The sequence below is a fragment of the Pontibacillus sp. HMF3514 genome (assembly GCF_009858175.1).
Taxonomy (GTDB): Bacteria; Bacillota; Bacilli; order Bacillales; family BH030062; genus Pontibacillus.
This window is the reverse complement of record NZ_CP047393.1, coordinates 2,180,432-2,205,582: the sequence shown is the minus strand read 5'-3', so window position 1 is coordinate 2,205,582 and position 25,151 is coordinate 2,180,432. Positions and strand designations below refer to the sequence as shown.

The window sequence follows — 25,151 nt, the reverse complement described above, 5'->3', positions numbered from 1 at the left end:
ATGAATGTAGTATATCTAACCCCCCGAAAGTCGCTCTTCAACAGTTTTGTCGAAAAATGGCAACCATCTCCACTTGCAAAACCGAACATATATTCGCATAATAAGAAGTACAACATGTCGTTTCAGGAGGGAACGAAGGTGACCAACCCATCTATTGATTACGATTCTTTTCCAGATCGGAAAATTCTTTGTGTGGATATGAAAAGCTTTTACGCTAGTTGTGCTGCGATTTCTATGGGATTAGATCCCCTGACGAGTCACATTGCAGTCGTAGCGGATTTAAATCGACCAGGAAGTGTCGTATTGGCAGCTTCTCCTGCTTTAAAGAAAGACTTTAATATACGAACGGGAAATCGATTATTCGAAATCCCTGATGATCCTCGTATTCACTTAGTATCTGCGCAAATGCGAATGTATTTGCAAGTATCAACGGAAATCACGCGTCTGTTCCATCGTTTTGTTCCGAAAGAAGCTATTCATACTTACAGTGTGGATGAGAGCTTTCTTGATGTAACAGGAACGGAAAAGTTGTGGGGGGATGCCGAAGAGGTGGCGCGACGGATTCGAAAAGAGCTTTTGGAGACGTTTCAGCTCCCTTGCGCCATCGGTATCGGACCGAATATGCTCATGTCCAAGTTGTGTTTGGATTTAGAGGCAAAAAAATATGGTGTAGCCGAGTGGACGTATGACCAAATTCCTGAAAAGCTCTGGCCGGTAGCTCCGTTACGTGAAATGTGGGGAATTGGGTCACGAATGGAAAAGCGTCTTAACCGTCTAGGGATCACAACCGTTGGCCAACTTGCTAAATTCCCTTTAGAGCAGCTCGAGAAAATATTTGGTGTAATGGGAAATCAACTGTTTTATCATGCGAATGGAGTAGATTTGTCTGAACTGGGTGCTCCAATTATGCAAGGGCAGATCAGTTTTGGGAAGAGTCAGATTCTCATGCGCGATTATCCGGATCCAGAAGAAGTGCGTTATGTTATTTTGGAGATGTGTGAAGAGGTCGCAAAGCGGACGCGTGCGAATCATAAAGCAGGTCGAACTATTAGCTTAGGGATTGGTTACAGTAAGGATGACGGGGGAGGTGGCTTTCACCGTTCCCAGTCCATTGACATCCCAACGAATATTACAACGGAAATATATGATGTTTGCATTCAGTTGTTTAATCAATTTTATGAGCAAAAGACGGTTCGCAAAATTTCAATTGCCTTGTCCAATATTACGGAAGATGAGGGCATGCAGCTGAGCCTGTTTGAACCCGAACGCGATAAGAAGCGTGATCTTGGTTATGTAATGGATGAGATTCGAGATAAGTATGGAAAAGATGCCCTGCTCCGCGCTGTTTCTTATACAAAAGCCGGAACTGCCAAGCATCGCAGTAAGCTTGTTGGTGGTCATTATGCGGAATAGTAAATAATCTAATGAAAAAAGTAAAAAAAGGCATTGCTATTCTGCAATGCCTTTGTATTGTGCTATTTCGTAACGTTTTTTAATTTTTCCAATACTTCAGATGGTTCGACTCTGTCTTTATAATCAGATTTCGTATATTCAAAGGTAATAGTGCCATCCGTATCAATAATATACGTAGCGGAAACAGGAAGGGTCCAGGAATCGTCGCCGTTATGCTTATCGACTTGAAGACCTTTTTCTTTATACACATCTACAAGATAGTCTGGCAGCTGATAAATCAGATTGTATTCTTTAGCAACTTTATTACCAATATCACTGAGCACATAATATTCTAGTTCATTTTTTTCTTGAGTAGTCAATGAATGATCAGGTGTCTCAGGGCTAACCGCCATAAGTTCTGCACCTGCTTCATGAATCTCATTTATAATCTGTTGATAAGCTCTTAATTCCATATTGCAATAAGGGCACCAGCCTCCACGGTAAAAGGTCAGCACGACAGGTCCCTGCTTCAGTTGTTCGTATAGCTCAACCGTTTCACCTTTAGCATCTGACAACTTAAAGTTCGGAGCTTTCTCACCATTTCTTAATCCTTCTCCATCTTCTGATGATTCCAATTCCTCTATAGCATTTCCCATCTTCTTTTGGATATCTTCTGGAGTAGCTTCTTTAAACTTTTGAATGTACTTCTCGTATTGTTGTCTCATGTCTGTCTTCATATGGAAAAACTCCTTTGAATAGAATTCACATTAATTATATCTTGAGGTCTTCTTTATGTTGAAGTGATTTGCTTATCCATGCATCATCTCAGTTTGGAAGGTCATATGTTCTTCTTACAATATCTAAGTTTAAACGTTTTGATATAGTTCATTCATGAACTAGGTACACTGAAAATAAAATAAAGGGTAAGTAAAGTGTTCTGGGGAGGGGGAGACGATGGCAGCTTTTTACCATAGAACAAAGAGTGATAAAAAGGAGAAAAAAAAGGAACCATCTTTTCATTACAACGATGGACAAGGAATTGTGTCAGTTTGGTTGTGGATTTTCATATTAATTCTAACAGCGATTCCTATTATTAATTTAATTTCTCTTCTGACGCTAGCCTTTTTTGTTCAAAATAAAAATCTACAGAATTACGGTAGAGCCTCTTTAGTTGTCATCGTTATTCCAACTACATTCTTTTGGCTATTAAGGTATTTGAGTTAGTTAAACAATAAAAAGCGCCTGGACGCTACTATGTCCAGGCGCTTTATGAACCTTATTCTTGAAACAAACCTGAGTCAAGCAATGCCTGCTTCACTTCCATTCCATGGTCTCCTTGAACATCAATCGTGACTTCGTGACCAGGTTGCAAGGAAACAGCTAAAACGCCAAGTAGACTTTTTGCATCGACGACCCATTGATCTTTTTTGACTAGAATCGTGTCTGAGAATTCACTCATTCGATTAACAAATTGACTTGCTGATTCAGCGAAAATAGGTTTTTGTACGGTAAGTTTCACAAGAATCCCTCCTCAATAATCTAACTTTAGTATAGAGGTTCTTTAAATCAATTCCCATCCTCAATTCTCAAATAACAGAAAATTGTGTTAAATGCCTAAAAATAGTAAAAAGAACTGTGCAAACTTCATAAAAAGAAAATCATTTGTATTGCAAAGTTCTTGTCGATTTTTTACCATTAGTATCAACAAGAGGTGAACAACAATGAAGCTAACGATTACAGATGAGGCACTACACCAGTTGCAGTTATTACAACCAGAAGATCGGCCAAATTTACGAATGGAATATGATAGTGACGGATGTGGCTGTGGCGTTAATGGCATGCCATCGATTTATTTTACAAATCAATCAACAGAATACGATATAAAAGTAGAGAATGAACATTTTACAATTTTCTTAGACGAACAACAAAAGGTATTTTTTAAACCTGTTATGACATTAGAGTGGAATAAGCGGTTGTTTCGATTGAAAAGCCCTGAGGGAATGCTGAATCCATCGCTTTCTTCTGCGAGTATTAAGCAAGGAGGAGACCCACGTGAGTAAAGCAAAAAAACAAAAACAGGAACAAGAGGGAACGTTAAAAGATCTTTTAGGGGACGACATGCTTGAGCAACTTCGCTCGAAAAAGTCAGACCTGAAAAAGCAAGAGGAGCAACGTCAGGAAGAAGAAAGACGTCGGAAAGCTGAAGAACGTAAACGTCGTGAAGCGAACAAAAGCTTTGAAGAGCTCCTAAATGAAAGTGATATGGATTGGAAACAATTCAAAGATAAATAGAAAAAAGCCCTCGCACCAGGGAATGCTGGTTAGAGGGCTTTTTATGTTTAGCGATGCTTCTGATAAACAATTGGACGGGTTACTTGTTGTAGTTGGGCGAACAAGTCTGACTCGAGATCCTTGGCATCAAGCATGGATACATTTTGATCGACTTGCTCAATTGAGCTTGCTCCAAAAATGGCGGATGCAACTGCTGGGTGCTTTAATACATACTGAAGGGCAATCGCTTGTAATGAACGCTCCTCCGTTGCATGGTCTTGTAAGTTCTCCACCATGTGTTTAATTTCATTATAAGAATAGGAAAGATGGCCGTTCTGAGCTTTTTCTTCTACTTTTTCTAAGCCGCGATCACTTAGCATCCCTTTAGCAAGGGGACCACGAGCTAAGACGCTAATTTGATTTTCTTGAAGGAGATCCAATACCTCTTCTTCTGGTCGACGATCAAATAGGCTATATTGCATCATGACGCTCACAATATTCGAACGTTTAACGTATTCTCGAATGACATTAGGACGTATGGAAGAAATGCCGTAATAACGTACGACTCCTTCTTTTACGAGGTCTTCGAAAGCTTCAATCGTCTCATCAATTGGGTCTTCAATTGTACCGCCGTGGAGTTGATAGAGATCGATGTAGTCTGTACCTAAGCGGCGCAAGCTTTCTTTTACTTCTTCTTTTATATACGCTTTAGATGGATCCCAGAACCAATCCTCTTTTTCTTTGTTAAAGTTATTTCCAACTTTGGTGCCAAGGACGACTTCATCACGGCGCCCTTTCAAGGCTTTGCCAACGATCTTTTCGTTTTCACCAAAATCATATAAATCAGCTGTATCCACATAATTAATTCCTGCATCAAGTGCACGGTCAATGATATCCTTTGCATGCGATTCATTTGTGCCTAGAGACATACATCCTAGACCAATTTCTGAAATGTATAGATCAGATTTACCTACTTGTCGTTTGTTCAAGGCCGTTTCATCCTTTCAAAGTGGGTTATATCTATTGTATCGATGAGGAATGAGAGACTCAAATAATATACTAGTTCGTGTGTTAAAATAGGACCACGTTAATGGAAAGGGAGAATTTGTTATGAAAAAATTTGAAGAAAAAACAATTCAAACGGAGTCAATTTATAAAGGGAAAGTCATCTCCTTACAGGTGGAAGATGTAGAACTGCCTAATGGCAAAACATCAAAAAGAGAATTAGTGAAACACCCTGGTGCTGTTGCGATCCTTGCGATTACACCTGAAAACAAAATTGTCATGGTGGAACAATACCGAAAGCCATTAGAGCGTTCACTTGTGGAAATTCCTGCTGGGAAACTAGAGCCTGGAGAAGAACCAAAGCAAACGGCCATGAGAGAGTTGGAAGAAGAGACAGGTTATAAAACAGATGACCTTGAGTTTATAACATCTTTTGCAACATCTCCTGGTTTTGCAGATGAAGTCATTTATATTTATTTAGCCAACAACATTGAAAAAGCTGAGAACAAGCTTGAGGGAGACGAGGATGAGTTTGTAGAACTAATAGAAGCAACTGTCGAAGAAGCGGAGCAGTTTGAAAAGGACGAACGTATTTGGGATGCTAAAACAGCGTATGCACTGCTATATGCAAAAGCAAAAGGGATTATTGGATAAGATGCAAACATACTATATGGATTTACATATTCATATTGGACGTACTATGCATGGAGATCCTGTCAAAATAACTGCATCTAATCAGTTGACCTTAACAAATATTGTAGAAGAAGCCGCTTATCGGAAGGGTCTTCAGATGATTGGGGTAATTGACGGGCAGGTGCCAGCGGTTCAGTCTGAGGTTATTCAGTTAATCGAACGTGGCCACGCAGAGGAATTACAGGACGGAGGTGTCCTGTATGGTCCTTTAACACTTCTATTAGGTTCTGAAATTGAGGTGTATGATGAACATTGTCAGGGGCCCATTCATGTCCTTTGTTATTTTCCGTATATTGAAACAATGCAACAGTTTACAGTTTGGTTAAGTGAACGAATGAAAAATATAAACTTGAGCTCACAACGTTATTACGGCAGTGCTATAAAGTTGCAACAAAAGGTGAGAGAGCTAGGCGGATTATTTGTTCCAGCTCATATGTTCACACCATTCAAAAGTTTATATGGAAAGGGCGTAAAACAGTCACTAGAAGAGGTGTTAAACCCAGAGCTGATTGATGCGGTAGAACTTGGTTTAAGTGCCGATTCCCTAATGGCTGACTCACTATCCCAGTTACACGGTTTTACGTTTTTATCGAACTCAGATGCCCATTCCATTTCAAAAATTGCACGAGAATACCAGAGTGTTGAGTTACAAGCACCTACTTTTAAAGAGTTAAGGTTAGCTCTTCAAAAGCAAGGTGGTCGAAAGCTGCTTGCGAACTATGGCATGAATCCTCTTTTAGGAAAGTACCATCAAACTGTATGCGCTGAGTGCCTATCTGAAAAAGAGTATAGCGAAGAATGTCCAGTGTGTGGATCATTGAAAACCGTCCGAGGCGTAGCAGATCGGATTGAGGAGCTTTCAGATTTTGTGGGGACAAGGGAAGGGCGTCCTCCATATGTCTATCAAATTCCTCTAGAATATATACCAAAACTCGGTCCAAAAACACTGCAAAAATTGTTAGATGTCTTCGGAACAGAGATGAGTATTTTACACGATGCTACGTTAGAAGAACTGCGTGAAATTGTTCCGGAGCAGTTAGCTGAGAGGATTGTTATGAACCGGAAAGGGGAGTTGTCGATAGAAGCCGGTGGTGGTGGGCGCTATGGTCGTGTGACATAATCTCTATCATCTTTTCTACTTTTTTATAGTCTATTTGATCAAAATCCTTCATAGATTTGTAATACGACTTGAAAATGAAGCGGTAGAATGGAGGATTTTGAAATGTATGTCAAAGGGTCATTAGCGTCACAACATGTTCGCGAAAATGCGAGTATTTATGTGTTTGTCTCTTTATTATTTCTGATCGGGATCATATTTGGTGCTGTGATAGTTAATAGTATGAATTTTATACAAAAACAAGATTTATTCTTTTATTTGGACCGTTTTTTTACTGAGATGTTACGCGGGTCTGTAGCAAGTTCAGAAAGTTTGTTTAAATCCAGCTTCTTTTACCATTTAAAATATTTGTTGTTTATCTTTATTTTAGGCCTATCTGTAATCGGAATGCCCATTATATGGATATTACTTTTTATGAAAGGTGTAGTTGTTGGCTTTTCTGTAGGATTCTTAGTGAATCAAATGGGGTGGTATGGACTTTTAATGGCTGCAGCATCCATTGCTCCTCAGAACTTAATTATTATTCCCGTTTATTTAATTGCGGGAAGTTTGGCTATGATCTTTTCGTTTTCACTTATTCAAAAGCTAGTAGCGAAAAAGATTCAACAGCAATCTCTACTTCCAGCGTTGATGAGGTATAGTTTTATTTTCCTTTTATTATTTTTAGCTTTAAATGTAGCAGCTTTAATTGAATCATTTATTTCACCGGATGCACTGAAAAACGTCATCGAAATGACGTACAAATAATAATGATTATAATATAACAGATGTTTTAATTTAAAATGATTTTAATTTGACACTCCTTTTGAATCTGCTTATAATGATAAGTGGATATACGAGGGAGGGACCGGATATGGAACACCGCATTGAAAAAATAAAAAAACAACTCCATTCCCAGAGTTATAAGCTAACACCTCAACGTGAAGCGACTGTTCGAGTGTTGTTAGAACATGAAGAGGATCATTTAAGTGCCGAAGACGTATACCTCCTCGTAAAAGAAAAAGCACCGGAAATTGGTTTAGCTACAGTTTATCGTACTTTAGAATTGTTATCCGAGTTAAAAATTGTAGACAAGATCAACTTTGGTGATGGCGTCTCTAGATACGATCTTCGTAAAGAGGGAGCAGAGCATTTCCATCACCATCTCGTTTGTGTGGAGTGCGGTTCGGTTGAAGAAATTGAAGAAGATTTACTTACTGATGTTGAGAGCCAGGTTGAACGTGATTGGGGTTTCCAAGTAAAGGACCACCGTTTAACTTTCCATGGTATCTGCAAAAAATGTCAGGTCGTTACAGTCAATTCATAATGAATGTATGAGAACCTTTTTTCCAGCTGGAAGAAAGGTTTTTTAATGTTTTGAGATAGGATTTGTTCAGTATTATGGCAGTTATGTTGAATAAGTAGGTGCGGGATGGTTCCGTTATGTCTATGCAGATCGGCGGGCTGTGGTCTCTTGGGAAGGGACAGTAATCCCTCGGGTAGGCGACGGAATCGCTCGGGTAGGTGACGGAATCGCTCGGGTAAGTGACGGAATCGCTCGGGTAAGTGACGGAATCGCTCGGGTAGGCGACGGAATCGCTTGGGTAGCCGATGAAAAGCCCGTATTATCTCGATTCCTAGTCTTCCAAATAAGGGGGCTTTACTGGAACAAGTGCATAAACACCAACTATGTTTAAAGGAATATACCTCAGGTGTTCTCAGAAAATTTCAAATCCAAACACATCTATTTACAAACAAAAAGAAATCGGTTACGTTTATTTTGTACTCTTCCCCTAAGTCTTCTATAGAGAAGTTTTAGCTAACTAGTAGGAAATGAGTATAGATTCCTTGTATATTTCATATGAAAACTGGCATATCTTTGTAGTAAAGAGTATAGGTTGTACCTTTATAAAAGGAGATATGTATATGCAACAGCTTTTTCATATAATCAAGGATACGGTGAAGATCTTTGTAATCTTTACAGCATGCACCTTATTGTTTTACTTTGGCTTGAAGATGATGAATGAAGAGTATGAGAAAATTCATCGTTATGATGAGCCAAAAGGGAAGGCTGTGAAAGTATTTCAACCACATGAAGAAGGGTTGATTGATCGTTTGTCTATCTTTTTTAGGTTAGGGGAGTAATTGTTCATGCAAGATGAACTACAAGACTTTCTGCATTATGTACAAGTAGAGAGAGGGCTATCCGAGAATACACTTTCATCATATAAGAGAGACTTACGTCAATATCTTCAGTTTATTGAAAAGACGTGTGAACTAAACCATGTCAACAACATCTCCCGCGTACATATTTTGCAGTATATGCACCATTTAAATGATCAAGATCGTTCATCTGCAACGTTGGCTCGTACGCTATCATCCATCAGAGCTTTTCACCAATTTTTAGTCCGTGAGCGTCGAGCAGATCAAGATGCTAGCTTACATATAGAGACGCCTAAGAAAGAGCGTAGACTACCGAAGATCCTATCAACTTCTGAGGTCGATGCGTTATTAGCTATTGAGCCAAAAGATACACTATCGATTCGCAATAAAGCCATGTTTGAAATGATTTATGCAACAGGCTTGCGCGTAACAGAGCTTGTGTCTTTAAATGTAAGTGATCTGCATTTAACGATGGGATTTGTACGTTGTGTTGGAAAAGGTTCTAAAGAAAGAATTATTCCGTTAGGACGTATGGCTAAAGAGTCCATAGAGAACTATTTACAAGCATCTCGCCCTAAACTTGTTAACAATAAACGAACTGAAGCATTATTTGTAAACCACCATGGCAACTCATTATCACGCCAAGGTTTTTGGAAGATATTGAAAGCGGTTGCGAAAGAAGTTGGGGTGGAAAAAGAAATTACACCACACACCCTACGCCATTCGTTTGCAACGCATCTATTAGAGAACGGAGCAGACCTTCGAGCTGTACAAGAAATGCTTGGTCACTCCGATATATCAACAACACAGATCTACACTCATGTAACGAAAGCTAGGTTAAAAGATATTTATCGCTCTTATCATCCAAGGGCGTAATTTTTCTTTTTTAATAGGTTGTCTGACATCTTACAACACCGACTTCATGCCTGCATACTTATGCCTCATGAAGGGAATGTAAAAATGTATAGGAGGGATCGTACTATGGACAATTTTAAACGTGTATTTTTAATCGTAATGGATTCTGTAGGAATTGGAGAAGCGCCAGATGCTGAGCAATTTAATGACAAAGGAGCAGACACACTTGGTCATATTGCTGAGCATATGGACGGACTTCAAATGCCGAATATGGGTAAGCTAGGTCTGAGTAACATCCGTGAGATCAAAGGGGTTCACAAAGCAGACCAACCTGAAGCTTACTACACGAAAATGCAAGAAGCTTCAAATGGTAAGGATACGATGACAGGTCACTGGGAGATTATGGGGCTTTATATTGACACACCTTTCCGTACGTTTGAAGAATTTCCAAAAGAGTTAATTGATGAAATCGAAGAACGTTCAGGTCGTAAAGTGATTGGAAATAAACCAGCATCAGGTACAGCAATTATTGATGAACTTGGTCCAGAGCACATGGAAACAGGTGCATTAATTGTTTACACATCTGCGGACTCTGTTATTCAGATTGCTGCACATGAAGATGTTGTACCAATTGAAGAACAATATGAAATTTGTGAAATGGTTCGTGAAATCACGAAGGATGAAAAGTATATGATTGGCCGTGTTATTGCGCGTCCATTTATCGGTAAACCAGGCGAATTTGAGCGTACGCATAACCGCCATGACTATGCGTTAAAACCATTTGGACGTACAGTGATGAACGACTTGAAAGATGCTGATTATGATGTAATTGCTCTTGGGAAAATCTCTGACATTTATGATGGAGAAGGCGTAACAGAAGAAATCCGTACGAAAAATAACATGGATGGTATGGATAAGCTTGTGAAGTCTATGGATCAAGATTTTACAGGGTTAAACTTCTTAAACCTTGTTGATTTTGATGCGAAATACGGTCACCGTCGTGATCCTCAAGGATATGGTGAAGCGTTAGAAGCGTATGACGCACGTCTACCAGAAGTGTTAGAAAAATTACAAGATGATGATCTATTAATTATCACAGCTGACCACGGTAATGACCCATTACACCATGGTACAGATCATACACGTGAATATGTACCATTACTCGTTTATTCTAAGAGCCTTGAAGGTGGAAAAGAATTAGAGTTACGTGAAACGTTCTCTGATATCGGAGCAACTGTAGCAGAAAACTTTAATATAAAAATGCCTGAACATGGCAAGAGTTTCTTAAACGACTTGAAATAGGGAGGGGCTGTACAATGAACGCAGCACAAATGAAAGAAGCAGCACAACACATTCAAGAAAAAGTTAATCAACAACCGACAATTGGTTTGATCTTAGGATCAGGACTAGGTGTTTTAGCGGATGAAATCGAAGACGCTATTACAATTCCTTATGGTGAGGTTCCTCACTTCCCTCAATCTACAGTAGCTGGTCATAAAGGGCAGCTTGTAATTGGAACCATTCATGGTAAACAGGTGATTGCAATGCAAGGCCGTTTTCACTACTATGAAGGCTATTCCATGAAACAAGTAACATTCCCTGTACGCGTTATGAAAGAGCTTGGTGTTGAGAAGCTATTTGTAACAAATGCTGCGGGTGGTATTAATGAAAAATTTGATGCAGGTAACCTTATGATTATTACAGATCACATCAACAACATGGGAGATAACCCATTAATCGGCCCGAATGACAATGATCTAGGCGAGCGTTTCCCTGACATGTCCAAAGCTTATTGCCCTGAATTAACAGCTCATGCTAAAAAGTGTGCGGATAGCCTTGGTCTTGAAGTTCAGGAAGGTGTTTATGTAGGGAATACAGGGCCTTCCTATGAGACAGGAGCAGAGGTACGCATGCTTCGTACAATGGGTGGCGATGCTGTGGGTATGTCTACTGTACCTGAGGTTATCGTTGCAAATCATGCTGGCATGAAAGTATTAGGTATCTCTTGTATTTCGAACATGGCAGCAGGTATCCTAGATCAGCCATTAACACACGATGAAGTTATTGAAACAACTGCACAAGTGCGTGAAGATTTCCTTAACTTTGTAAAAGAAATTTTAAAGACTATATAAGATGCACTTAGGATAAAGGTGATGAGAATATGAGAATGTACGATATTATTGAAAAAAAACGTGATGGTGAAGCACTAACAAGTGAAGAAATAAACTTTTTCATTGAAGGTTATACAAATGGTGATATCCCTGAATATCAAGCTAGTGCCCTTTGCATGGCGATCTTCTTCCAAGATATGAACGACGAAGAACGCGCAAATATTACAACAGCTATGGTGAACAGTGGAGAAACAATCGACCTTTCACCAATTGAAGGTGTAAAAGTTGATAAACACTCTACTGGTGGTGTTGGTGATACGACAACTTTAATTCTAGGACCACTTGTAGCATCTCTTGATGTACCGGTTGCGAAAATGAGTGGACGTGGTCTTGGTCACACAGGTGGAACGATCGACAAGCTAGAAGCTGTGCCTGGTTTCCACGTTGAAATCGATAAGAGCGAATTTATTGACCTTGTTAACACAAATAAAATTTCTGTTATTGGTCAAACAGGTAACTTAACACCTGCAGATAAGAAGCTATACGGTTTACGTGACGTAACAGCTACAGTTAACTCAATTCCATTGATTGCAAGCTCTATTATGAGTAAGAAAATTGCTGCAGGTGCAGATGCCATTGTATTGGATGTTAAAACGGGTGCTGGAGCATTTATGAAGAGTCTTGAAGAGTCTAAAGCTCTTGCTGAAGCAATGGTTACGATCGGAAATAAAGTAGGTCGTAATACAATGGCCGTTATTTCTGATATGAACCAGCCTCTTGGCCGTGCCATTGGTAATGCACTAGAGGTTAAAGAAGCGATTGACACATTAAAAGGTGAAGGTCCTGAAGACTTAACTGAACTATGCTTAACGCTAGGAAGTAAGATGGTCGTGCTAGCTGGGAAAGCCAACACACTTGATGAAGCACGTGCAATGCTTGAAGAAAATATGAAAAATGGTAAAGCGCTTGAGCGTTTTGGTACGTTCCTTTCATCTCAAGGTGGAAACGGAAAAGTTGTTGATGATCCATCCTTAATGCCACAAGCCTCTTACAAAGTGGAGTTACCAGCGAAGAAAGCTGGTTATGTTTCTGATATCGTAGCAGACGAAATCGGAACAGCTGCCATGTTGTTAGGTGCTGGCCGTGCAACGAAAGAATCTGTGATTGATCTTGCTGTTGGACTTTATCTCAACAAAAAAGTAGGCGATTATGTAGAAGAGGGCGAATCTCTACTAACGATCTATGCGAACCAAGAAGACGTATCTGATGTTAAAGAAAAACTTTATGAGAACATCACAGTGTCTGATGATAAAGTAGAAGCCCCTACTTTAATTCACGGTAGTATTACAGGTGAATAGTTATCGATTTACGTTAGAGCATGTAACTTCAGTTGAAGTTGCATGCTTTTTTTGTTGTCTAGGAAATTATAAAATTGGTGGCTTGTGTATAACTCATTTATGAGAGCGTGGCCACGTCCAGCTCCAGCGCCCAGCAACGAAGGGACTTGGGCTCACACGACGTGGGTCAGATCGGTGTTGTCACAGGATGTGACGAAATTAACCGATCTTCCTTCTTCCTTTCTCCGTTCGATAAGTCCACATCAAATTGTTTCACAATTTGTGTTTCCTACGGGCTCAGTCCAGTCCCTTCGTTGCTAAACGGGCGCTTGCGCTTTTGTTCTTCTAAAATTTTTATTTTACTTGTTATAAATCTCTCCAATCATGGAAAAAATAGCTAACAATACGATTGGAGGGACCTCTATGAAAAATTTTGGTGTCTGGATCATGACGATACTATTAACCTTAACGACATTTACCTCTGCAACCTTTGCTGCAGAAGATGATGGACCAGAATTAGTTGAGAGTGCAAAATCCGCAATATTAATTGAACGTGATACAGGTGAAGTTTTATATGAAAAAGATGCAGATCAAACGTTACCACCTGCAAGTATGACTAAAATTATGACGATGATTTTAGTTATGGAAGCTTTAAATGATGGTTCTTTAAAACTTGATGAAAAAGTACGTGCCAGTGAGTATGCAGCTTCAATGGGTGGTTCACAAATCTTTTTAGAGCCTGGAGAAGAAATGACAGTGGATGAACTACTGAAAGGTGTAGCTGTTGCTTCAGGTAATGATGCATCTGTAGCATTAGCTGAACGTATCTCAGGTAGTGAAGAAGAGTTTGTAGAGAAGATGAATGAAAAAGCTAAGAAGCTTGGATTAGAGAACACACAATTCCAAAACACTACAGGGCTCCCTGCGGACAACCACTATAGTACAGCTCGTGATATGGCTATAATGTCCAAGGAATTACTAAAGTATGAAGGAATTACTGATTACACGAAAATCTATGATGATTACCTTCGTAAAGGAACAGATAATGAATTTTGGCTTGTTAACACGAATAAGCTTGTTAAATTTTATAAAGGTGTAGATGGACTGAAAACAGGTTTTACAAGAGAGGCGAAATACTGTTTAACAGCTACAGCAAAGAAAAATGATATGCGTGTTATTGCAGTTGTAATGGGAGCAGAAACACCGAAAAAGCGTAATGCTGAAATTACAACAATGCTAGACTATGCGTTTAATCACTATGAAACAGAATCTTTATATAAACGTTTCCAGCCTGTTGATCAACTTAAGATGATCCGTGCAAACAACCCAGAGATTGATGTGGTGACGAGTGAATCTGTTTCTGTGCTTAAGAAAAAAGGTCAAAAGATCGAAAATGTTGAACGAGAAGTGAAATATAACGATACGATTGAATTACCTCTGAAAAAAGGTCAGGAGGTTGGAACTCTAACGATCACAAGTAATGGAGAACCTCTTTCAAAAACAACATTAATCGTGAACGAAGATGTATCAAATGCAGGTTTGTGGTCTTTACTGAAGCGTTCCATGAATGAAATGGTGAAGCATCGCTAATTGTAGGAGAAATTAGCGAATCAACACTTCTTTTGTCAGGTGGCAGGATATCGCATGATAAAAGAAGAAAAGACTCACTAACCAAATTATAAGGGGGCATAAACTGTGAGTCTTTCCGTAAGTTTTGACACGAAGCAGCATGTGTTATTAGTTCGTTTATCAGGAGAGTTAGATCACCATGAAGCCGAAAACTTAAGAAACGAATGGCAGCGAGTTTTATCGAATCAAAACGTAAAACATGTCATTTTAAACTTAGAATCCCTCAGCTTTATGGATAGTTCTGGCCTAGGGGTCATTTTAGGAAGATATAAAGAAGTGAAACAGCATGGTGGGGAAATGGTGGTATGTTCGATTTCTCCAGCTGTAAAACGTTTATTTGAAATGTCAGGGTTATTTAAAATTATTCGTTTTGAAGAGAATGAAGCTTATGCACTGGAAACATTGGGGGTGGCATCCTAATGAATAAGAATGAAATGCATATCGAATTTTCAGCTGTTAGTGAAAATGAGTCGTTCGCTCGTGTAACCGTAGCTTCTTTTGTAACGCAACTAGATCCAACAATGGATGAATTAACGGAAATCAAGACAGTCGTATCAGAGGCCGTTACAAATGCGATTATTCATGGATATCATGAAGAATCTGAAGGAAAGGTTCACATTAAGTGTATTCTTGTTGACGGAACTGCGGAAATTTTAATTTGGGATGAAGGCATAGGGATCGATAATCTTGAAGAAGCGAAACAACCGTTATTCACTTCAAAGCCAGAGCTTGAGCGTTCAGGAATGGGCTTTACCATCATGGAGAACTTTATGGATGAAGTAGATATCTCTTCTTATCCGGGAGAAGGCACAACAGTAAGGTTAGTGAAACACCTAAAAAAAAGCAAGACCTTATGTAATTAAGGAGACCTGCCTATGGATGTGGAACTAAAACAATCGAAAAAACAGGAGCAACTTTCGGACGAAGAGGTCAAGATGTATATTGCTCAAAGTCAACAGGGAAGCCAAGAAGCACGTGATATTCTTGTTGAGAAAAATATGCGCCTTGTTTGGTCAGTTGTTCAAAGGTTTTTAAACAGGGGATATGACCCGGATGATTTATTTCAAATCGGTTGTATCGGACTTTTAAAATCAGTGGACAAGTTTGACCTATCCTACGACGTGAAGTTTTCAACGTACGCTGTCCCGATGATTATTGGGGAAATTCAGCGGTTTATTCGTGATGATGGTAGTGTAAAGGTTAGTCGAAGTCTTAAAGAAACGGGTAATAAAATTCGTAAAAAGAAAGACGAGTTGACGAAGAGTTTAGGTCGTACTCCTACCGTACAGGAAATTTCACAGGCTTTAGAGATTAGTGCGGAAGAGGTTGTGCATGCGCAAGAAGCATCGAAATCACCACACTCGATCCATGAAACGGTCTATGAAAATGATGGAGATCCGATTACACTGTTGGATCAAATTGCAGACCAGGATACAAAGTGGTTCGATAAAATTGCCTTACAGGAAGCGATACGTGCATTAGATGAACGGGAAAGATTGATTATTTACCTGAGGTATTACAAAGATCAAACCCAGTCGGATGTTGCCAATCGACTTGGTATATCACAGGTGCAGGTTTCACGGATAGAAAAGAAGATACTTAAGTATATAAAAGACCAAATGAACGAATGATACCAGAGCATAAGGCTCTGGTATTTTTTTGTGCTTTGTGAGTTATATTTATTGATCTTAAGTTATTCAGTTAAATGGCAGGATTGTTGAAGACTTGAAACTGAGAGGAGTCCGTTGCTATTGGGTAATTTGTTGCGGTCAGTGAAACGGCAAGCCTGTTGTGGAAGACAAGCCGAGCCTCCTCGTTCCTGCGGGGTCTCGTCTTGCCTTTGCTACCACGACAGTTTGCCGTTTCCTTCCCTCCACGCGATTATGGAAACTAACGGACCATAATATTGCTATCCCACCTCATGTTGGTTGGAAATCATATTCAGAGAAGTTGTTCAGAGCCTTGTCATGATAGGGTTATACTACCTGGAAACAGAACACCTCATCCCAGAACTAAGGCGGTTCCGTTAATCTCCATTCGGCTAAGGCGGGCTGTGGAACGGGTTGACTCCTCCGGTAGAAAGGGCGAGCGAGATCCCGCAGGAACGAAGTGACGAGGAAGCTCGATCGGTCTTCCGGGGAAAGCAACCCGTTCCACAGCCCGCCGATCTGCACAAAAGCAACGGAACCATACGCACATTATCTCGATTCCAAGTCTTCCAGATAAGGGGGCTTTAATGGAATAAGAAAGTTACAAAAATAGTTCCTCTTCTGAATTATTCTGCTTCCGCCTCGTAATACAAAATTTTTACATATCCACTTTACGAATGATACTAGCTTAGGTGACTCATACTAATTTTAAACTTCTCTATCAAGGAGGGGTGTCAAATGGGGAAAATGGTTTACTTACGTTTAAAAAATAAAGTAGAAGCTAAGCTTCATCAAACCGTCAAACTTGGAGACATTGCACTCATTTCAGCAGAAGAAGAAACTAGGAAAAAACTGATGAATACTGAGTTATATGAGATTAAAAAAGAAGATCGTAATATTGTTATTATTGATGTTTTTAGAGTCATTAATCAGTTAAGCCAACGATATACGAACCTTGAGTTTCAACAAGTAGGACCCAATCAAACCATCATAACGATTCAGAAACCTAAAAAAACATATTCAATTGTGTTTATAGCCCTTATTTGGCTCCTTCTATATATCGGTGCGGCTATGGCGATCATGAATTTTCATTATGATGTAAGTATGGAAGAGGTTCAACAGCGACTTCACTATCTTCTTACCGGTGAAGAGGTAAAGCATCCTCTGTGGATTCAAGTCCCTTACTCTATTGGCTTAGGAGTAGGTATGATTTTGTTTTTTAATCACTTATTTAAGAAACGTATTAATGAAGAGCCAAGTCCACTTGAAGTAGAAATGTTCAAATACCAACAAGATTTAGATCAATATGTCATTTTACATGAAAACAAATTAGTAAAGGATCAATCCAAAGATGATACATCGAATCCTTGAAGCACTTATAGGTCTCGCAGGTGGGCTTGCAGTTGGTGCAGGTTTTGTAGCTTTTTTGACTGTGTTAGGTATCATACCAAGGCTAGTTCAATTGAGTAAAAGCTCAAAGGCAACGAAGCTGTATGAGTTTTCGGTGGTGATAGGTGTTTTAAGCGGTACATTTTTGTCGTTTGATGACATGACCATTTCAATCCCTGTGATCTTTTTGGCAATATGGGGAGCATTTCATGGTGTGTTTATTGGCATGCTAGCAGCCGCACTGACAGAAGTATTAAATGTGTTCCCGATTTTAACAAGGCGAATCGGAATGGAACAAAGCTTATTGTGGTTTCTAATGGCTATTGTATTAGGTAAGATTTCAGGATCCTTATTCCAATGGATAATATTTGTTGAATGACGAGGTGGAAGTTCATGAGTGATCAATTTAATCAAAAACAATATAACAATACATTAAAAAATTATCAGCCAAAGCCTAATTTGATCGTAAATTGCTTGAAAGCATTTTTAGTGGGAGGGCTCATATGTTTATTTGGGCAATTCCTTACAGATATATATATGAACGTATTTGACATGACAGAAAAAGAAGCGGGCAATCCCACTGTTACAACATTAATTCTCCTTTCAGCTTTACTAACTGGCTTTGGTGTTTACGATAAACTAGGGCAATTTGCTGGAGCTGGTTCTGCAGTTCCTGTAACAGGTTTTGCTAATTCCATCACAAGTGCAGCATTGGAGCATCGAAGTGAAGGTATTGTACTAGGGGTTGCTACAAACATGTTTAAGCTTGCGGGGTCCGTCATTGTTTTCGGTGTTGTAGCTGCTTATGTAGTAGGTATTATTCGATATGTATTTCAATCCATTTTTATGTAAGGAGGGATAGCTATGAGAAAGGTTGGTAAGCAGACATGGATGTATGAGAATCCAGTCTATTTAAATTCATCTGGAACAGCAGTTGGACCGAAAGAAGCAGAAGGTCCGTTAGGAGATACGTTTGATATAAGTCACGATGAACTCCATTGTGATGAAGATAATTGGGAACTTGCTGAGCGAAAGTTAATGGAGGAGGCTATTCAAACCTGTCTTGAAAAAGGAGGGTTATCAAAAGATCAGATTGACCTCTTTTTAGCAGGAGACTTATTAAACCAGAATGTAACTTCCAATTATGTAGCAAGGTCACTATCTATCCCTTTTTTATGTATGTTTGGTGCTTGTTCTACATCTATGGAGACATTAGCTGTAGGGAGTGCGCTTGTTGACGGCGGATTCGCTGAAACTGTTGTAGCAGCAGTAAGTAGTCATAATGCAACTGCTGAGCGTCAGTTTCGTTATCCAACTGAATATGGAGGACAAAAACCGAAAACTGCAACCTCAACCGTTACTGGTTCTGGGGCAGCTCTTGTCTCTCGAAAAAAGTCGAATATCCGAATTGAATGTGCTTCGATAGGAAAAGTTATGGATTACGGAACAAAAGATCCTTTTGATATGGGCTCTGCCATGGCACCTGCCGCTTATGACACCATAAAAACGCACTTTGAGGATACAGGACGTGATCCTGATCATTATGACTTAATTGTAACAGGAGACCTTTCTGGAGTAGGGAGTCCCATACTTAAAGATATGTTAAAAGAAGACAATTACAATATTGATGCCAATCACAATGATTGTGGATTAATGGTATATAACAGTGACCAGGGAGTATTCGCTGGAGGTAGTGGGTGTGCTTGCTCAGCAGTTGTCACATATGGTCATCTCTTTCAATCATTACAGAGTGGAAGATACAATAAGATCTTCGTTGTGGCTACTGGGGCTCTTATGAGTCCAACAATGGTACAACAAAAAGAAACCATCCCTACCATTGCGCATGGTGTTGTATTCATGCGAGAGGAGGGCGGAGCTTAATGGATTATGTTTGGGCTTTTGTTGTAGGCGGAGGGATTTGTGTGATTGGGCAAATCTTGTTAGATGTATTTAAGCTAACACCTGCTCACGTTATGTCTTCCTTTGTTGTAGCGGGTGCTGTACTAGACGGTTTTGAAATCTATGATAAGCTAATTGAATTTGCAGGTGCAGGTGCAACTGTACCTATTACAAGTTTTGGACATTCCCTCTTACACGGTGCTATGGAAAAAGCCAATGAAAATGGCCTTATGGGTATCGCAATGGGGATATTTCACCTTACATCAGTCGGTGTTGCATCAGCCATCTTATTTGGTTTTCTCGTAGCCATTATCTTTAAACCCAAGGGGTAGGTTTGTATGGAATCTAAAAGAGTGATCGTCATTACAGACGGAGATGCTTATGCTCGAAATGCACTTGATTATTTAGCGAAGCAGATTGGTGGAACATGTCTAACAGATTTGGCTGGAAATCCTACAACGGCAACCAAGGATGAAATGTTGCAAGCTATTCAGAGAGCAGATGAAGAGCCAATTTATGTTTTGTTTGATGATGCTGGTGTTCCTGGAGTAGGTATGGGGGAGGAAGTTCTTGTAGATTTGGCGAGAGAGCCAGATATCGAAATCATTGGTGCGATAGCAGTAGCTTCTCACACACGATCATTGGAATGGTCAAGGTTTGACTTTGCTATTGATGGCGGAGGAGAACTCGTTCCTTATGGAGTGGATAAAGAAGGTGTTCCGGAAATGGAAATTGGACGCATTAGTGGGGATACTGTGTACTGCTTGGATCAACTTGATATTCCTACTGTAGTAGCAATTGGCGATATTGGGAAGATGCGTGGGAATGATGATATAGATAAAGGAGCCCCGATTACAAGAAAAGCGATTGAACTGATCCTGGAAAGGGCTGATGCAAATGGGAAATAGTGAATTAAGAGAACGAAAAGAGAAGAATGAAAAACAACCAATTTCTTCAGATATCAAAACAGTAGAAGCCTATATGAAGGAAAATGCAGGGGTAGGTGTTTCCTTTGATTTAGGATTTCGAAAACTACAAATTCTAGGTACAGAAATTGATATTTATTATTTAACAGGTATGGTGGATACGAGTTATGTCATACAAATCATTGAGAACCTTGTAAAGATTAATGATGTAGAGAAACCTGACCCATCTAAAATAGATGACATTATTCAGAATCGTCTTGTTCATATGCAGGTTGAGAAAATAGACTATATGAACAAGGCAATTACACAAATGCTTTCTGGCCTAATTGTGGTGTTTATAGATGGTTTTGACAAAGCCATAACGATAGATACACGGCATTATCCTGGTCGAAGTCCTAAAGAGCCTGATACCGAGAAGGTAGTCCGTGGATCTCGGGATGGTTATACCGAAAACATTATCGAAAATACAGCTCTAACGAGAAGACGAATTAGAGATGAAAGACTTCGGCATGAAATCTTTCAAGTGGGTGAGCGATCTAAAACAGATATTTGTATATCTTATATAAAGGATGTAGCTGATCCTGGGTTAATCAAGCTGATTAAAGAAGAAATTCAAAATATTGATATTGATGGTCTTTCCATGGCAGACAAAACGGTTGAAGAATACATTGTCAGTCAGGGGAAAAATCCGTTTCCGTTAGTTCGATATACAGAGCGCCCTGATGTTGCCTCAGCCCATTTATTTGAAGGGCATGTTCTAATCATGGTTGATACATCCCCAAGTATGATTATTACACCTACCACTTATTTTCATCATGTACAACATGCTGAGGAGTTTCGACAAGCACCTATTGTAGGCTCATTTGTAAGATGGGTTCGTTACTTAGGGATCTTTATGTCGGTTTTCTTATTACCTCTTTGGCTTATTATGGTTATGGATCCTACATTACTCCCGCAAAATTTACAGTTTATTGGGCCACAAGAAGAGAGTAATATTCCTGTTGTGTTCCAGTTACTCATAGCCGATCTCGGGATTGAGTTTCTAAGGATAGCCGCTATTCACACGCCGACGCCGTTATCAACTGCTATGGGTCTAATTGCTGCAGTACTCATTGGACAAATAGCGATCGATGTTGGCTTGTTTATACCAGAAGTTATTCTATATGTTGCGATTAGTGCGATTGGTGCTTTTTCTACCCCTAGTTATGAATTAAGTGTAGCGAATAAAATTTGCAGGTTAATTATGCTGGTTATTACAGCAGTGTTCGGAGTTAAAGGTTTAATGATTGGGTTCACCGTTTATATCTTATTGTTAACACGTACAAATTCTCTTAACACTCCTTATTTATGGCCTTTACTACCATTTAACTTTGGAGCTAGCATGCAGTTACTATTTCGAGTATCTGTACCTTTATCTAAGAAACGTCCTAGTATTGTTAATCCACAGAATCGCCATCGTCAATCATAATTGAATATTGAATAACCGCGCATGTTGTGATAAATTTATTTTAATCTTTCAGTGTGTGAAAGGAAAAGAAGACAGATGATCTGTCTTCTTTTTATAAGCTCAAATTAATGATAGCCTTGTTTTATGACAAAAATACAAGAGCATTTTTATATACCATTTATATTGGAAGTTCTAGACGTTGGGGAGTGATTGTACATGAATAGAGAACAGATCAATAGTCAAGGGCATCTACTTGTAGGGGGAGTAGATACTGTCCAATTAGCTAATCAATATGGAACACCTTTATATGTCTATGATGTTGAACGAATCAGGCAAAATGCACAAAGCTTTGTGGAAACATTTAAAAAGTTAGGTGTACAAGCTCAAGTTGCCTATGCCTCGAAAGCGTTTTCCTCTATTGCAATGCTCCAAGTAGCAAAGGAGGAAGGTCTGAGCCTGGATGTTGTATCTAGAGGGGAGCTATATACAGCCATTCAAGCTGAGTTTCCAACAGAGCGTATTCACCTACATGGAAATAATAAAAATATAGAAGAATTAGAAATGGCGATTGAGAATGATATTGGATGTATAGTTATTGATAACTTCTGGGAAATTGACTTGCTAAATGGTTTACTCGAAGAACATGGGAAAGAAATGGATGTTCTTTTACGCGTAACACCAGGAATTGAAGCTCATACACATGATTATATTTTGACAGGTCAAGAGGATTCAAAGTTTGGATTTGACTTATGGAACGGGCAAGCTGAAAAAGCCTTAACGCAATTAATGGGGCTTGATAGAATTCACATTAAAGGACTCCATTGTCATATTGGATCTCAAATTTTCGAAACCCATGGATTTGTGATGGCTGTTCGCAAGTTATTTGAAGCTCTAAATAACTGGAAGAGCAAACATGGTTTTATTCCTGAAGTCTTGAACCTCGGTGGTGGATTCGGAATTCAGTACACGGACGAAGATGAGCCTCTTCCACGATCGACCTATGTTGAAGAACTTGTTAATGAGGTGAAAAGACAAGTTGAAGATATGCAAATTGACATGCCAGAAGTATGGATTGAACCAGGAAGAGCGATTGTAGGGGATGCTGGTTTAACCCTTTACACGATAGGATCCATAAAGGATATCCCGAATGTTCGTACTTATGTGTCTGTTGATGGTGGCATGACCGATAACCTACGTCCTGCCCTTTATCATGCTCGGTATGCTGCCGCTGTGGCGAACAAGATGAATGCCCCAAGAGAACAAGTAGTTTCTATTGCAGGGAAGTGCTGTGAATCAGGAGATATGTTAATATGGGATGTGGAGTTACCATACGTTGAAAGTGGTGACATCCTGGCCACATTTAGTACAGGTGCTTATGGATATGCCATGAGCAATCACTACAACCGTTTTCCTAAGGCAGCTGTTGTTTTTGTTGAGAATGGAGAACACCAGCTAGTGATTAAACGCGAATCGTACGAAGATATCACACGATTTGACCTACCATATGAAAGGCCTTATTAGAGGAGGAGAAAATAATGAAAAAAGGTATGATTGAATTTGAAAATGGGGAAAAGATTACATTTGAATTATACGAGGATGCAGCACCAGGTACAGTAGAAAACTTTGTAAAACTAGCAAACTCTGACTTTTATAATGGACTTACTTTTCACCGAGTAATCCCTGATTTTGTTATTCAAGGCGGTTGCCCTGATGGTACAGGAGCAGGTGGTCCTGGCTATACAATTAAATGTGAAACAGAAGGAAATCCTCATAAACACCAAAGAGGAACACTCTCCATGGCACACGCTGGTAAAGATACAGGCGGAAGTCAGTTCTTTATTTGTCATTCCCCTCAACCACACCTTGACGGTCGACATACTGTGTTTGGACAAGTAGTAGAGGGTGTAGAAATTGTGGATCGTGTACGTCCTGGCGATGTCATGCAAAAAGTAACGATTATAGAGGAGTGAGTCTGTTGACTCACTCTTCCTTTTTGTTGCTTAGAAAGGTGATAAGATGATGGTTGGATGGATCCTCTTACTATTTATAATCGTACCTCTGGGCTTGTTTTTACATGAAATAGGCCACGGTTTCTTTGCTTTTATTCGGAACGTTCCTTCAATTCATATTGGAATTGGTGTAGGCAAAGAAATCTTCTCATTTCAAATGGGGAGAATACATGTACATATATCCTTATTCTTTTTTATAGGAGCATTTGCTAGTTATTCTAGTGAGGAAGCATTCACATATATGGATAAAATATTGATATCGTTAGGTGGACCTTTATTTAGCATGGCTGCCTATTGGTTATGTTGGTGGGGATTCATTACACTCCAAACAAACTTTCTTTTTACCCTAATGCTTTTCAACGGTTGGTTAGCACTCATTAATTTAATCCCTTATAAAGTGAAAGATAAGAAATCTGATGGTTATACGATAATAGAAGCTTTATTCTCCCGTTTTTTTAACAAACCTGCATAATTCCCTTCCCCTCTCTAGCAACTTAGGATAGCACTTGCATAATTACGCATTGTCGTTATAATAAGGGAGGAGTGACTACAATGAAGAAGAAAAATTGGACTCTGTTTTCCATTTTATTAGGCCTAAGTATGGTCTGGGGTGTTATCTATTGGATGATATTTGTCCTAAAATAAAAAAATGCATTATAATAGCTTTGACTTATCAGAACCTGCCATTTCCGCTTGCGTATTAAAACATTGACAATTTCTAGGTATTACGTCATAAATGGAGAGACACATTAATATTAAACTTGAGAAGGTGTCGATGAATGAAAAGCGATAAACAAGAGAAAAAACTATTCTGGTTAATGATTTCTGTAGCTGGAATCTTTCTATTATCGATGCTAGGAAAGTTATTTTCTTAATGAGGGGTAATTATGTTAATTCGATATAAAAAGAGTTTTGAAAAAATTGCCATGGGACTCTTGTCATTCATGCCTGAGGAAAAGGATGTTAAAAAACTTCTAAGTACCATTAAGGAATATGAGACAAATGATAACTGGCAATTATATTTATGGAAAGAGGAAGATATTCTAGGAGCAGTTGGAGTGAAGTTTGATGAATCACAAGCAGTCATCCAACACATCTCAGTCAATCCTTCCCATCGAAATCAAGGAATAGGGAAAAAGATGGTGGAAGCATTGAAAAGTGAGCTTCAAAATGAATATACAATTTGTGCAAATAATGTAACGGAAGATTTTGTTGAGCAATGCGATTAAATCCTTGTACAAAAAGGAGCCAGTTCCTGTTAGAACGAGGAACTGGCTTTT

General features: G+C 39.2%; 32 protein-coding genes. 29 read left to right on the top strand and 3 right to left on the bottom strand.

The genetic code is table 11. The features are described from left to right. Positions 1–198: 198 nt before the first annotated feature. A complete protein-coding gene (locus GS400_RS11430) occupies positions 199–1,413 on the top strand; it encodes a Y-family DNA polymerase (RefSeq protein WP_236561260.1) in 1,215 nt (404 codons plus the stop codon). Positions 1,414–1,475: 62 nt separating this feature from the next. On the opposite strand, the gene GS400_RS11425 is transcribed toward GS400_RS11430, so the two are convergent. Next, on the bottom strand, positions 1,476–2,129 hold the full coding sequence (locus GS400_RS11425; RefSeq protein ID WP_160101893.1) for a peroxiredoxin-like family protein: 654 nt from the start codon (positions 2,127–2,129) through the stop codon (positions 1,476–1,478). Positions 2,130–2,346: 217 nt separating this feature from the next. On the opposite strand from GS400_RS11425, the gene GS400_RS11420 reads away from it, so the two are divergent. Continuing rightward, on the top strand, positions 2,347–2,616 hold the full coding sequence (locus GS400_RS11420) for a hypothetical protein (RefSeq protein WP_160101891.1): 270 nt from the start codon (positions 2,347–2,349) through the stop codon (positions 2,614–2,616). A gap of 52 nt (positions 2,617–2,668) precedes the next feature. Here GS400_RS11420 and GS400_RS11415 read toward each other — a convergent pair whose 3' ends face one another. Beyond that, entirely contained in the window at positions 2,669–2,911 is a 243-nt protein-coding gene (locus GS400_RS11415) for an HPr family phosphocarrier protein (protein WP_160101888.1), read from the bottom strand. Between the two features lie 202 nt (positions 2,912–3,113). Between GS400_RS11415 and GS400_RS11410 the strand changes: the two genes are divergently transcribed. Together GS400_RS11410 and GS400_RS11405 are read left to right on the top strand one after the other, a co-directional pair. Then, positions 3,114–3,452 (top strand): iron-sulfur cluster biosynthesis family protein, encoded by a 339-nt coding sequence (locus tag GS400_RS11410; RefSeq protein ID WP_160101885.1) that lies wholly within the window; start codon positions 3,114–3,116, stop codon positions 3,450–3,452. After that, on the top strand, positions 3,445–3,684 hold the full coding sequence (locus tag GS400_RS11405) for a YqkE family protein (RefSeq protein ID WP_201450099.1): 240 nt from the start codon (positions 3,445–3,447) through the stop codon (positions 3,682–3,684). The genes GS400_RS11410 and GS400_RS11405 overlap by 8 nt, the downstream gene beginning before the upstream one ends. Before the next feature lie 47 nt (positions 3,685–3,731). On the opposite strand, the gene GS400_RS11400 is transcribed toward GS400_RS11405, so the two are convergent. Next, positions 3,732–4,652, bottom strand: coding sequence for an aldo/keto reductase (locus GS400_RS11400; protein WP_160101882.1), 921 nt, complete (start codon positions 4,650–4,652; stop codon positions 3,732–3,734). Between the two features lie 121 nt (positions 4,653–4,773). On the opposite strand from GS400_RS11400, the gene GS400_RS11395 reads away from it, so the two are divergent. The 25 genes from GS400_RS11395 to GS400_RS11275 all read left to right on the top strand — a co-directional run bounded on the left by GS400_RS11395 (position 4,774) and on the right by GS400_RS11275 (position 25,100). Next, entirely contained in the window at positions 4,774–5,322 is a 549-nt protein-coding gene (locus GS400_RS11395; protein WP_160101879.1) for an NUDIX hydrolase, read from the top strand. A gap of 1 nt (position 5,323) precedes the next feature. Then, positions 5,324–6,481 carry an endonuclease Q family protein gene (locus GS400_RS11390; RefSeq protein WP_160104601.1) on the top strand — a complete coding sequence of 386 codons (1,158 nt, stop codon included), beginning with the start codon at positions 5,324–5,326 and terminating at the stop codon, positions 6,479–6,481. 102 nt (positions 6,482–6,583) lie between these two features. Next, positions 6,584–7,225 carry a stage II sporulation protein M gene (spoIIM, locus tag GS400_RS11385; RefSeq protein WP_160101876.1) on the top strand — a complete coding sequence of 214 codons (642 nt, stop codon included), beginning with the start codon at positions 6,584–6,586 and terminating at the stop codon, positions 7,223–7,225. Positions 7,226–7,331: 106 nt separating this feature from the next. Next, positions 7,332–7,784: a ferric iron uptake transcriptional regulator gene (locus GS400_RS11380; protein ID WP_160101873.1), complete on the top strand. Its 453-nt coding sequence runs from the start codon at positions 7,332–7,334 to the stop codon at positions 7,782–7,784. A gap of 139 nt (positions 7,785–7,923) precedes the next feature. Continuing rightward, on the top strand, positions 7,924–8,154 hold the full coding sequence (locus GS400_RS11375; RefSeq protein WP_160101870.1) for a hypothetical protein: 231 nt from the start codon (positions 7,924–7,926) through the stop codon (positions 8,152–8,154). 229 nt (positions 8,155–8,383) lie between these two features. After that, positions 8,384–8,602, top strand: a complete 219-nt coding sequence (locus GS400_RS11370) for a YqzK family protein (RefSeq protein WP_160101868.1) — start codon at positions 8,384–8,386, stop codon at positions 8,600–8,602. Between the two features lie 6 nt (positions 8,603–8,608). Beyond that, on the top strand, positions 8,609–9,496 hold the full coding sequence (gene xerD / locus GS400_RS11365; protein WP_160101865.1) for a site-specific tyrosine recombinase XerD: 888 nt from the start codon (positions 8,609–8,611) through the stop codon (positions 9,494–9,496). A gap of 105 nt (positions 9,497–9,601) precedes the next feature. After that, complete coding sequence (gene deoB / locus GS400_RS11360; protein WP_160101862.1) at positions 9,602–10,777, top strand: phosphopentomutase; 1,176 nt, start codon at positions 9,602–9,604, stop codon at positions 10,775–10,777. 14 nt (positions 10,778–10,791) lie between these two features. After that, positions 10,792–11,607: a purine-nucleoside phosphorylase gene (locus GS400_RS11355; protein ID WP_160101859.1), complete on the top strand. Its 816-nt coding sequence runs from the start codon at positions 10,792–10,794 to the stop codon at positions 11,605–11,607. Positions 11,608–11,636: 29 nt separating this feature from the next. Beyond that, entirely contained in the window at positions 11,637–12,944 is a 1,308-nt protein-coding gene (locus GS400_RS11350) for a pyrimidine-nucleoside phosphorylase (RefSeq protein WP_160101857.1), read from the top strand. Positions 12,945–13,346: 402 nt separating this feature from the next. Further along, positions 13,347–14,513 carry a D-alanyl-D-alanine carboxypeptidase family protein gene (locus tag GS400_RS11345; protein WP_160101854.1) on the top strand — a complete coding sequence of 389 codons (1,167 nt, stop codon included), beginning with the start codon at positions 13,347–13,349 and terminating at the stop codon, positions 14,511–14,513. A 105-nt stretch (positions 14,514–14,618) separates the two neighbouring features. After that, positions 14,619–14,972 carry an anti-sigma F factor antagonist gene (gene spoIIAA / locus GS400_RS11340; protein WP_160101852.1) on the top strand — a complete coding sequence of 118 codons (354 nt, stop codon included), beginning with the start codon at positions 14,619–14,621 and terminating at the stop codon, positions 14,970–14,972. Further along, positions 14,972–15,415 carry an anti-sigma F factor gene (spoIIAB, locus tag GS400_RS11335; protein WP_160101849.1) on the top strand — a complete coding sequence of 148 codons (444 nt, stop codon included), beginning with the start codon at positions 14,972–14,974 and terminating at the stop codon, positions 15,413–15,415. The genes spoIIAA and spoIIAB overlap by 1 nt, the downstream gene beginning before the upstream one ends. Positions 15,416–15,427: 12 nt before the next feature. Further along, a complete protein-coding gene (sigF, locus tag GS400_RS11330; protein ID WP_027447706.1) occupies positions 15,428–16,183 on the top strand; it encodes an RNA polymerase sporulation sigma factor SigF in 756 nt (251 codons plus the stop codon). Positions 16,184–16,939: 756 nt separating this feature from the next. Then, entirely contained in the window at positions 16,940–17,572 is a 633-nt protein-coding gene (locus tag GS400_RS11325) for a stage V sporulation protein AA (RefSeq protein ID WP_160101846.1), read from the top strand. Further along, positions 17,553–17,969 carry a stage V sporulation protein AB gene (locus tag GS400_RS11320; RefSeq protein ID WP_160101844.1) on the top strand — a complete coding sequence of 139 codons (417 nt, stop codon included), beginning with the start codon at positions 17,553–17,555 and terminating at the stop codon, positions 17,967–17,969. The genes GS400_RS11325 and GS400_RS11320 overlap by 20 nt, the downstream gene beginning before the upstream one ends. A gap of 14 nt (positions 17,970–17,983) precedes the next feature. Next, the gene (gene spoVAC / locus GS400_RS11315; RefSeq protein ID WP_160101842.1) at positions 17,984–18,442 is read left to right on the top strand and encodes a stage V sporulation protein AC; all 459 of its coding nucleotides are present in this window, start codon (positions 17,984–17,986) and stop codon (positions 18,440–18,442) included. 12 nt (positions 18,443–18,454) lie between these two features. Continuing rightward, the gene (spoVAD, locus tag GS400_RS11310) at positions 18,455–19,471 is read left to right on the top strand and encodes a stage V sporulation protein AD (RefSeq protein WP_160101840.1); all 1,017 of its coding nucleotides are present in this window, start codon (positions 18,455–18,457) and stop codon (positions 19,469–19,471) included. Next, positions 19,471–19,821 (top strand): stage V sporulation protein AE, encoded by a 351-nt coding sequence (gene spoVAE, locus GS400_RS11305; protein WP_160101837.1) that lies wholly within the window; start codon positions 19,471–19,473, stop codon positions 19,819–19,821. Before spoVAD ends, spoVAE begins: the two co-directional genes overlap by 1 nt. A 6-nt stretch (positions 19,822–19,827) precedes the next feature. After that, positions 19,828–20,397: a stage V sporulation protein SpoVABEA gene (locus GS400_RS11300; RefSeq protein WP_160101834.1), complete on the top strand. Its 570-nt coding sequence runs from the start codon at positions 19,828–19,830 to the stop codon at positions 20,395–20,397. After that, positions 20,387–21,883: a spore germination protein gene (locus GS400_RS11295; protein ID WP_160101831.1), complete on the top strand. Its 1,497-nt coding sequence runs from the start codon at positions 20,387–20,389 to the stop codon at positions 21,881–21,883. The genes GS400_RS11300 and GS400_RS11295 overlap by 11 nt, the downstream gene beginning before the upstream one ends. 195 nt (positions 21,884–22,078) lie before the next feature. Continuing rightward, positions 22,079–23,383 carry a diaminopimelate decarboxylase gene (gene lysA / locus GS400_RS11290; RefSeq protein WP_160101828.1) on the top strand — a complete coding sequence of 435 codons (1,305 nt, stop codon included), beginning with the start codon at positions 22,079–22,081 and terminating at the stop codon, positions 23,381–23,383. Positions 23,384–23,397: 14 nt separating this feature from the next. Continuing rightward, positions 23,398–23,832 (top strand): peptidylprolyl isomerase, encoded by a 435-nt coding sequence (locus GS400_RS11285; RefSeq protein WP_160101825.1) that lies wholly within the window; start codon positions 23,398–23,400, stop codon positions 23,830–23,832. Positions 23,833–23,881: 49 nt separating this feature from the next. After that, positions 23,882–24,343, top strand: coding sequence for a site-2 protease family protein (locus GS400_RS11280; RefSeq protein WP_160101822.1), 462 nt, complete (start codon positions 23,882–23,884; stop codon positions 24,341–24,343). A gap of 415 nt (positions 24,344–24,758) precedes the next feature. Continuing rightward, positions 24,759–25,100, top strand: coding sequence for a GNAT family N-acetyltransferase (locus GS400_RS11275; RefSeq protein WP_160101819.1), 342 nt, complete (start codon positions 24,759–24,761; stop codon positions 25,098–25,100). Positions 25,101–25,151: the final 51 nt, after the last annotated feature.

Excerpts from the sequence above, each read along its gene's own strand:
- spoVAE (WP_160101837.1), top strand. The coding sequence starts at position 19,471 with ATGGATTATGTTTGGGCTTTTGTTGTAGGCGGAGGGATTTGTGTGATT.
- GS400_RS11390 (WP_160104601.1), top strand. The coding sequence starts at position 5,324 with ATGCAAACATACTATATGGATTTACATATTCATATTGGACGTACTATG.
- GS400_RS11325 (WP_160101846.1), top strand. The coding sequence starts at position 16,940 with ATGGGGAAAATGGTTTACTTACGTTTAAAAAATAAAGTAGAAGCTAAG.
- lysA (WP_160101828.1), top strand. The coding sequence starts at position 22,079 with ATGAATAGAGAACAGATCAATAGTCAAGGGCATCTACTTGTAGGGGGA.
- GS400_RS11355 (WP_160101859.1), top strand. The coding sequence starts at position 10,792 with ATGAACGCAGCACAAATGAAAGAAGCAGCACAACACATTCAAGAAAAA.
- spoVAC (WP_160101842.1), top strand. The coding sequence starts at position 17,984 with ATGAGTGATCAATTTAATCAAAAACAATATAACAATACATTAAAAAAT.
- GS400_RS11295 (WP_160101831.1), top strand. The coding sequence starts at position 20,387 with ATGGGAAATAGTGAATTAAGAGAACGAAAAGAGAAGAATGAAAAACAA.
- GS400_RS11345 (WP_160101854.1), top strand. The coding sequence starts at position 13,347 with ATGAAAAATTTTGGTGTCTGGATCATGACGATACTATTAACCTTAACG.
- GS400_RS11410 (WP_160101885.1), top strand. The coding sequence starts at position 3,114 with ATGAAGCTAACGATTACAGATGAGGCACTACACCAGTTGCAGTTATTA.
- spoIIAB (WP_160101849.1), top strand. The coding sequence starts at position 14,972 with ATGAATAAGAATGAAATGCATATCGAATTTTCAGCTGTTAGTGAAAAT.
- deoB (WP_160101862.1), top strand. The coding sequence starts at position 9,602 with ATGGACAATTTTAAACGTGTATTTTTAATCGTAATGGATTCTGTAGGA.
- GS400_RS11350 (WP_160101857.1), top strand. The coding sequence starts at position 11,637 with ATGAGAATGTACGATATTATTGAAAAAAAACGTGATGGTGAAGCACTA.
- GS400_RS11380 (WP_160101873.1), top strand. The coding sequence starts at position 7,332 with ATGGAACACCGCATTGAAAAAATAAAAAAACAACTCCATTCCCAGAGT.
- spoVAD (WP_160101840.1), top strand. The coding sequence starts at position 18,455 with ATGAGAAAGGTTGGTAAGCAGACATGGATGTATGAGAATCCAGTCTAT.
- GS400_RS11285 (WP_160101825.1), top strand. The coding sequence starts at position 23,398 with ATGAAAAAAGGTATGATTGAATTTGAAAATGGGGAAAAGATTACATTT.
- xerD (WP_160101865.1), top strand. The coding sequence starts at position 8,609 with ATGCAAGATGAACTACAAGACTTTCTGCATTATGTACAAGTAGAGAGA.
- GS400_RS11280 (WP_160101822.1), top strand. The coding sequence starts at position 23,882 with ATGGTTGGATGGATCCTCTTACTATTTATAATCGTACCTCTGGGCTTG.
- spoIIM (WP_160101876.1), top strand. The coding sequence starts at position 6,584 with ATGTATGTCAAAGGGTCATTAGCGTCACAACATGTTCGCGAAAATGCG.
- GS400_RS11320 (WP_160101844.1), top strand. The coding sequence starts at position 17,553 with ATGATACATCGAATCCTTGAAGCACTTATAGGTCTCGCAGGTGGGCTT.
- GS400_RS11420 (WP_160101891.1), top strand. The coding sequence starts at position 2,347 with ATGGCAGCTTTTTACCATAGAACAAAGAGTGATAAAAAGGAGAAAAAA.
- GS400_RS11370 (WP_160101868.1), top strand. The coding sequence starts at position 8,384 with ATGCAACAGCTTTTTCATATAATCAAGGATACGGTGAAGATCTTTGTA.
- GS400_RS11425 (WP_160101893.1), bottom strand. The coding sequence starts at position 2,129 with ATGAAGACAGACATGAGACAACAATACGAGAAGTACATTCAAAAGTTT.
- sigF (WP_027447706.1), top strand. The coding sequence starts at position 15,428 with ATGGATGTGGAACTAAAACAATCGAAAAAACAGGAGCAACTTTCGGAC.
- GS400_RS11300 (WP_160101834.1), top strand. The coding sequence starts at position 19,828 with ATGGAATCTAAAAGAGTGATCGTCATTACAGACGGAGATGCTTATGCT.
- GS400_RS11395 (WP_160101879.1), top strand. The coding sequence starts at position 4,774 with ATGAAAAAATTTGAAGAAAAAACAATTCAAACGGAGTCAATTTATAAA.
- GS400_RS11275 (WP_160101819.1), top strand. The coding sequence starts at position 24,759 with ATGTTAATTCGATATAAAAAGAGTTTTGAAAAAATTGCCATGGGACTC.
- GS400_RS11430 (WP_236561260.1), top strand. The coding sequence starts at position 199 with ATGAAAAGCTTTTACGCTAGTTGTGCTGCGATTTCTATGGGATTAGAT.